4 protein-coding genes are annotated in these 6,598 nt (G+C 74.1%); 1 reads left to right on the forward strand and 3 read right to left on the reverse strand.

Annotated features, from left to right (window positions below):
- Window positions 1–104: 104 nt before the first annotated feature.
- From ACWENR_RS28950 to ACWENR_RS28960, 3 genes are all read right to left on the reverse strand, one after another.
- A complete protein-coding gene (locus ACWENR_RS28950; RefSeq protein ID WP_452280123.1) occupies window positions 105–1,289 on the reverse strand; it encodes an alpha/beta hydrolase family protein in 1,185 nt (394 codons plus the stop codon).
- 195 nt (window positions 1,290–1,484) lie between these two features.
- On the reverse strand, window positions 1,485–2,786 hold the full coding sequence (locus tag ACWENR_RS28955; protein WP_452280124.1) for an NAD(P)/FAD-dependent oxidoreductase: 1,302 nt from the start codon (window positions 2,784–2,786) through the stop codon (window positions 1,485–1,487).
- A 51-nt stretch (window positions 2,787–2,837) separates the two neighbouring features.
- Window positions 2,838–4,988 (reverse strand): amylo-alpha-1,6-glucosidase, encoded by a 2,151-nt coding sequence (locus tag ACWENR_RS28960; RefSeq protein WP_452280125.1) that lies wholly within the window; start codon window positions 4,986–4,988, stop codon window positions 2,838–2,840.
- Window positions 4,989–5,094: 106 nt separating this feature from the next.
- Between ACWENR_RS28960 and ACWENR_RS28965 the strand changes: the two genes are divergently transcribed.
- Window positions 5,095–6,534: a M20/M25/M40 family metallo-hydrolase gene (locus ACWENR_RS28965; protein ID WP_452280126.1), complete on the forward strand. Its 1,440-nt coding sequence runs from the start codon at window positions 5,095–5,097 to the stop codon at window positions 6,532–6,534.
- Window positions 6,535–6,598: the final 64 nt, after the last annotated feature.

Genomic DNA, 6,598 nt, shown 5'->3' on the forward strand with positions numbered 1-6,598 from the left:
CCCTCGCCGCGCCCGCCCCCCCGCCCCGGGGCCTGTGCGCGGGTGGTCACCCCCTGCCGTGACCCCCGCCCCCGGGGGTGGCCGAGCAACACGTCGGGCCGCCGTCAGGGGATGTACCGCACGTCCGGGAAAGCCGGGTCCGGGCCTTCGAGCAGGCGCTGTCGCCGGTGGCGTAGGTGCAGGTCGAAGAAGGCGAGCGGGTACGCCTGCTGGATCCGCACCGCCCGGGCCGGGTCGAGGGCGCCGATCCAGCCGGCGAGGTCCTCGTCGCTCATCCCGACGATCGTCGCCAGTTGCGGGAGCAGCCACTGGTGGTCGCAGTACCCACCGTGGAGCGCGCCGTCGGCCCGCACGTCGAGCCGCCATCCGCGCAGGTGCGACCAGAACCGCTCGACGCTGGGCTCGGCGGCCCGGGTGAACTCGGCGGTCATCAGCATGAACGGCCGGTCGAGGTCGGTGACCGGCGGCCGCGACTGCATGGGGCCGTCGAGGCCGAGCCCGGCCCGCACGCGCCGGTCCTCGTTCATGACGAGGGCGGTGGCGGTGGCGCCCTTCGACCAGCCGAACATGCCGACGCGACGCGGGTCGAGCGCGGCGCACAGGCCGGCCGGCAGGGGACGCCGCCCGGCGTCGGGGTTACGGCCGGCGGCGAGGTCCTCGACGCGGTCGAGGACGAATCGGAGGTCGTGGGCGTAGTCCCACGGTGTCAACGACGGATCGTCGACCGGGACGGCGAGCCGCCCGTCGGGAAACTCACTGAACGTGTCGTACGTGTGGGCGACCGTGACCACGACGTAGCCGTGGCTGGCGAGTTCCTGGACCACGATGGTGGTCTCGGAACGGTGCCCCCCGGCGCCGTGGGAGAACACGACCACGGGCAGCCGACCGGGTGTCCGGATCACCGGAGCGCCCTCGTGGCCGAACGTGCGGGGGGCCGGTGCGACGTCGGCGTCGAATCCGGCGGAGGCGAGCAGTGCGCGCATCGGCGCGACGGGCATCCACGGCGCCACCGGATGGCGCCGGGCGTGACGGGCGGCGGGGTACCAGACGCTCGCCATGAGTTCGCGGTGCCGTCCCGGGCCGGCGACCGGATCCGGGCGGGAGCTGTCGACGAGGTGCAGCGACACGGTGCCGACCCGGTGCGGCCCGGTGGGTGGGGGCAGCGTGAGCCGGGCCGGGCGGGGCGCGGCCGAGGCGGCCGGGCCGTGGCCGGCGGCGCCGAGCGGCACGGCGACCCCGGTGGCGAGCGCGGCGGTGAGCAGGTGTCGGCGGGTCAGTGCGGTGGTCATGGTCCTCCTTGGCCGGTTCGCCAACTTCGGTCCATGCCCACGTTGCCCTGGACGCACCCGCGTCGCGTCACCCCACGGGCGACCATCCCGGCGGGGACGGTAGACCCCGGTCGTACGTCCACGGGGCGATTGACAGACCGGCGTGCCGTCCGACGGAGTCCACGTCCGTCCACGCCGACGCGGCGACGGCGGCGGTCAGCGGGCCCGGACGGCCACCTCGGGCGAGGAGCTCTCCAGGGGCACGGCGTTGGCCGGGACCAGGCCGAGCTGCACCGCCGGGCGCGGCAGCGCGGCGTCCAGCGCCCAGTCGGCGCTCACCCGCGCCCGGTTGCCCGGCATCGCCAGCAGGTGGTAGCCCCGGGTGACCACCTTGGCGGGCAGCCCCGACAGCGACACCTTCAACGGGTTCGCGGCCGCGTCCTTGCCGCCCAGGTCGACCACCCAACCCAGGTCGTGGTGCCGGTACGGCTTGCGCCGACCCTGCCCGTAGGAGGCGGCGATGTTGTGGGCGGCCAGCTTGCCCTGCCGCTGGGCGTGCTGCGCCGTCATCGTGCAGATCTGCCCCGGCCGGGTCAGGTCGGGCACGGCGGCGGCGTCGCCGCAGGCGTACACCTCCGGGAAGCCGGGCACGGTGAGGTACTCGTCGACGACGAGTCGGCCCTTCTCGGTGCGCAGCCCCAGCTCGGCGACGAACGGGTCGGGGCGCACGCCGACGCACCAGACCAGGGTGCAGGTGGGGACGTAGTCGCCGTCGGTGAGGGTGACCCCGTCGGCGGTGGCGACGGCCACCGACGTGCCCATCCGTACGTCCACGCCACGCTTGCGCAGCACCCGGTCGGCGGTGTCGGACATCCGCTTGTCCAGCTCGGGCAGGACCCGGGGCGCGACGTCGAGCAGCATCCATCTGGGGCGGATCTTGAGCCGGGGGCGCTGGGAGACCAGCTCGTCGGTGAAGAGCTGCCCCTGCGCGGCCACCTCGGTGCCGGTGTAGCCGGCGCCGACGACCACGAAGGTGGCACGCGCCTGCTGCTCGGCGGGGTCGTCGGCCTGCTCGGCCAGCTCGATCTGCCGGACCACGTGGTCGTGCAGGTAGAGCGCCTCCGGCAGGCCGCGGAAGCCGTGCGCGTACTGGGTGACGCCGGGGATCGGCAGCAGCTTGTTGACGCTGCCGACGGCGAGGACCAGCCGGTCGTACGCGATCCGGTTGCGGTCTCCCTCCGGCTGGGTGAAGCCGACCCAGCGGTTCTGCAGGTCGACGTGGTCGGCCTCGCCGATCAGCACCCGCACCCCGGGCAGCGTCCCCGTCAGCGGCACGGAGATCCGGGTCGGCCCGACGACGCCGGCGGCCACCTCGGGCAGCAGCGGCAGGTAGAGGAAGTAGTCGGTGGAGTTCAGCACCACGATCTCGGCCCGGCCCCGGGCCAGCCGGCTCAACGTCTTCGCCGCGTGGTAACCGGCGAACCCGGCCCCCACGATCACCACACGAGGTTTCGTCATTGCCGCCCCGTTCCCACGACCCGCCGCAACAAACGTGGCAGATCGGTCAGTTCAGCACTCGACCAGTCGGGCGTACCCGGTCCGGCCGACCGCCTCCACCTCCCAGCATTGCCCGAACGCGCGCACCCGCTCGGCGCTGATGCGCCCGATCTCCGGGGGTATGTCGGGGTCGAGTACCAGCCGGCCGTCGACCGGTTCGGCGCCGAGCATCGCCCGCACCAGCGCCAGCGGGGCGCCCGCCGCCCAGGCCTGCGGGCTGCAGGCGGTCGGGTACGGCACGGCGAAGAGCAGCCGATCGCGGGGAAACCCGCTCATCGCCTCCGGCAGCCGGTGCCCGAACTGCTCGGCCGCCTCCAGCAGGGCGAGGCTGATCCGGTTCGCCTCGGCCCGGTAGCCGTACCGGGCCATGCCGAGCACGGCGAGGGAGTTGTCGTGCGGCCACACCGTGCCGCGGTGGTAGCCGAGCGAGTTGAACAGGCGGTCCTCCCGGGACAGGGTGCGAATCCCCCATCCCGAGAACATGTGGTCGGCCATCAACTGCCGCACGACCGCCTCGGCGCGCTCCGGCGGCACGATGCCGCTCCAGAGCAGGTGGCCCATGTTGGAGGTCTTCGAGTCGATCGGGTTCTTGTCGCCGTCCAGCCCGACCGCGTAGAAGCCGCCCCGACCGTCGATCCAGAAGTCGCGGTTGAACCGGTCGTACAGGTCGGCGGCCTCGGCGCGCAACCGACGGGCCAGGTCGGGGTCGGCCAGGGGGCCGTCGGCCAGCTCGGCCAGCCGCAGCTTCGCGTCGTAGACGTAGCCCTGCAGGTCGCAGGTGGCGATCGGCAGCACCGGGATCCGGCCGTCGGAGAAGGAGACCCCGTCCGGCGAGTCCCGCCAGCACTGGTTGCCGAGCCCCTCCGGCGAGCGGGTCGCGTACTCGACGTAGCCGTCCCCGTCACGGTCGCCGTACCTGTCGATCCAGTGCAGCGCGGCGAGCGCGTTGTCGCGTAGGAACCGCACGGTCTGGTCGTCGCGGGTCCACCGCCAGTACTCGGAGAGCAGGATCAGCCAGAGCTGGGTGGCGTCGGCGGAGCCGTAGTAGGGCCCGTAGGGCTTGGCGCCGGTGCGGGTGAGTTCGCCGCTGCGGACCTCGTGCAGGATCTTGCCGGGCTCCTCGTCGGTGAAGTCGACGCACTCGCCGCCCTGCAACCGGGCGAGCGCGAGCAGCGCGCCCTTGGCCAGCGTCGGCCCGGCCACCAGCGTCTGGTAGGCGGCGATCAGGGTGTCGCGGCCGAAGACGGCGAGGAACCAGGGCAGGCCGGCGCCGGGGAGCATGATCCGCTCCCCCTTTACCTCCAGATCGAGCCGGAGCGCCGCGAGGTCGTCCCGGGACTGCCGGACCGTCTCCTGCAACGCCTGGCTGTCGCTGCGCAGCACCGCCCGCTCGGCCGACCAGCGGCGCACCGGCTCGTCGGCGCGCCGGTGGATCACGTCGGCGATGTCGCCCCGGGCCGGCTCCACCACCCCCATCCCCGGCGGCAGCGGCACGTCCAGGTCGAGCTGCCACTCCTGCCCGCGCGTGAGGGTGACGTCCCAGACCAGTTCGTCGCCCTCGACCCGGTCGGCGGGCCGGGAGCAGCGGACGCGGGTCTCGGCGGCGAAGCCGTCCCGGGCGTAGGAGAAGCACAGCTCCGAGCCGTCCGGCGCGTGGTTGCGGACGATCTCGGCGGAGCGGTCCCGCACACCGGACTTGACCTCGAACAGGTCGGCGAAGTCGACGCCCACCGCCAGGCGCAGCTCGAACCGGACCGGCTCGGGCTGGTACGACACCATCTCCACCCGCTCGTGGAAGCCGTCGCCGACGTACCGCAGCCGCCGGATCGCCACGCTGTCGGGCGGCAGGTCGCACCGCGCCGGGTTGGTCAGCACGCACAGGGCCGAGTAGTGCTCGATCGCCTCGGAGCGCAGCACCAGCAGCGGCTGACCGTTGATGGTGAGCGCCCAGCCGCTGAGCAGCCGGGTGTCCAGGTGCACCAGACCTCCGATGCTGCCCGGCGGCACGTCCCCGCACGAGTCCGAGTACATGAACGTCGGCCCGCTGAGCACGGCCATCGAGTTCGTGCCGAGCTCGGGCGGCATGGCGCGCTGGTCGCCGGCCTCCCGCTCGGCGAGCAGGCCCGGCATCGGGTCGGCGGGTGTCGGACGCACGGCAGCCATACCGCCACGGTAGGAGGGGCGGCGGCGCCCGACATCACCCGCTCCGGGTGAATTGACCGTGCCAGGGCCATGGACAACGACCACCATCTATGGCGAGGATGCGGGGATGGGCTCCCACGACACCGCCGGCGGCCGATCCGCGAGGTCGACCCGGCGCACCTTCCTGTCCGCCTCCGCCGCCGCCACCGTCGCCGTACCCCTGGTCGCCGAGCCGGCCGCCGCGCGCGCCGCCGCGCCGCCGCCCGGTCCCGGGCGCCGAATCCACCCCCAGGCGCCCGACCGCGAGCTGCGCGAGCTGCTGCGGCGCGTCGATCCGGAGCGGATCGAGGCCACCGTGCGCCGGCTGGCCGCGTTCGGCACCCGGCACACCCTCTCCAGCCAGGACGACCCGGTCCGCGGCATCGGCGCCGCCCGCGACTGGATCCACGAGCGGATGACCGCGTACGCCGCCGCCTCCGGCGGCCGGATGACCGTCGAACTCCAGTCCTACGTGCAGGAGCCCGCGCCGCGCATCCCCACCGCCACCCGGATCACCAACGTCGTGGCCACCCTGCGCGGGGACACCGCGCCGAACCGGACGTACGTGGTCACGGGCCACTACGACTCCCGTGCCTCCGACGTGGCGGACGCGGTCGCCGACGCGCCCGGCGCGGACGACGACGCCTCGGGTGTGGCGGTGGTGCTGGAGCTGGCCCGGTTGATGGCCACCCGCCGGACGGCCGCCACGATCGTCTTCGCCGCGGTGGCCGGCGAGGAGCAGGGGCTGTACGGCTCGACCCACCTGGCCCGGCAGCTCAATGCGGCCGGGGCCGACGTGCAGGGCATGTTCAGCAACGACATCGTCGGCAGCAGCACCGCCGACGACGGCACCCGCGACCCGCGCACCCTCCGGCTGTTCGCCGAGGGGGTGCCGACGGCGGAGACCCCGGCCGAGGCGACCGTGCGGCAGTCGGTCGGCGGCGAGAACGACTCCTCGTCCCGGCAACTCGCCCGGTTCGTCACCGACGTCGCCGACAACGACGCCACCGGGATGCGGGTGCGGGTGATCTACCGCCGCGACCGGTACCTGCGCGGCAGCGACCACATCCCGTTCCTGCGCGAGGGCTGGCCGGCCGGCCGGTTCACCGAGCCCCACGAGGACTTCGCCCACCAGCACCAGGACGTCCGGGTCGTCGACGGCAGGCAGTACGGCGACCTGCCGGAGTTCTGCGACTTCGCGTACATCGCCCGGGTGGCCCGGGTCAACGGCGCGGCGCTGTGGTCCCTGGCCCGCGCGCCCGGCACGCCCAGGGGGGCGGTGATCGTCACGACGAACCTCACCAACGACACCACCCTGCGCTGGCAGCGGGGCGACGAGCCGGGCGTGGCCGGCTACGAGGTGGTGTGGCGGGAGACGACGGCGGCCGACTGGCAGCGCGTCGTCGACGTCGGCGACGTCACGGAGGCGACCGTCGACCTGTCCAAGGACAACGTCTTCTTCGGTGTCCGGGCGGTCGGCCGCGACGGGCTCCGGTCCCCCGTCGCCTTCCCGAAGCCCGGGAGCTGACCGCGGCCCGACAGGCCGCCGTGGGCCAACGCACCCCCGGCCCGGCCGGCCGGGTCGGGGCGGG

It is taken from the genome of Micromonospora sp. NPDC004336 (assembly GCF_053602615.1).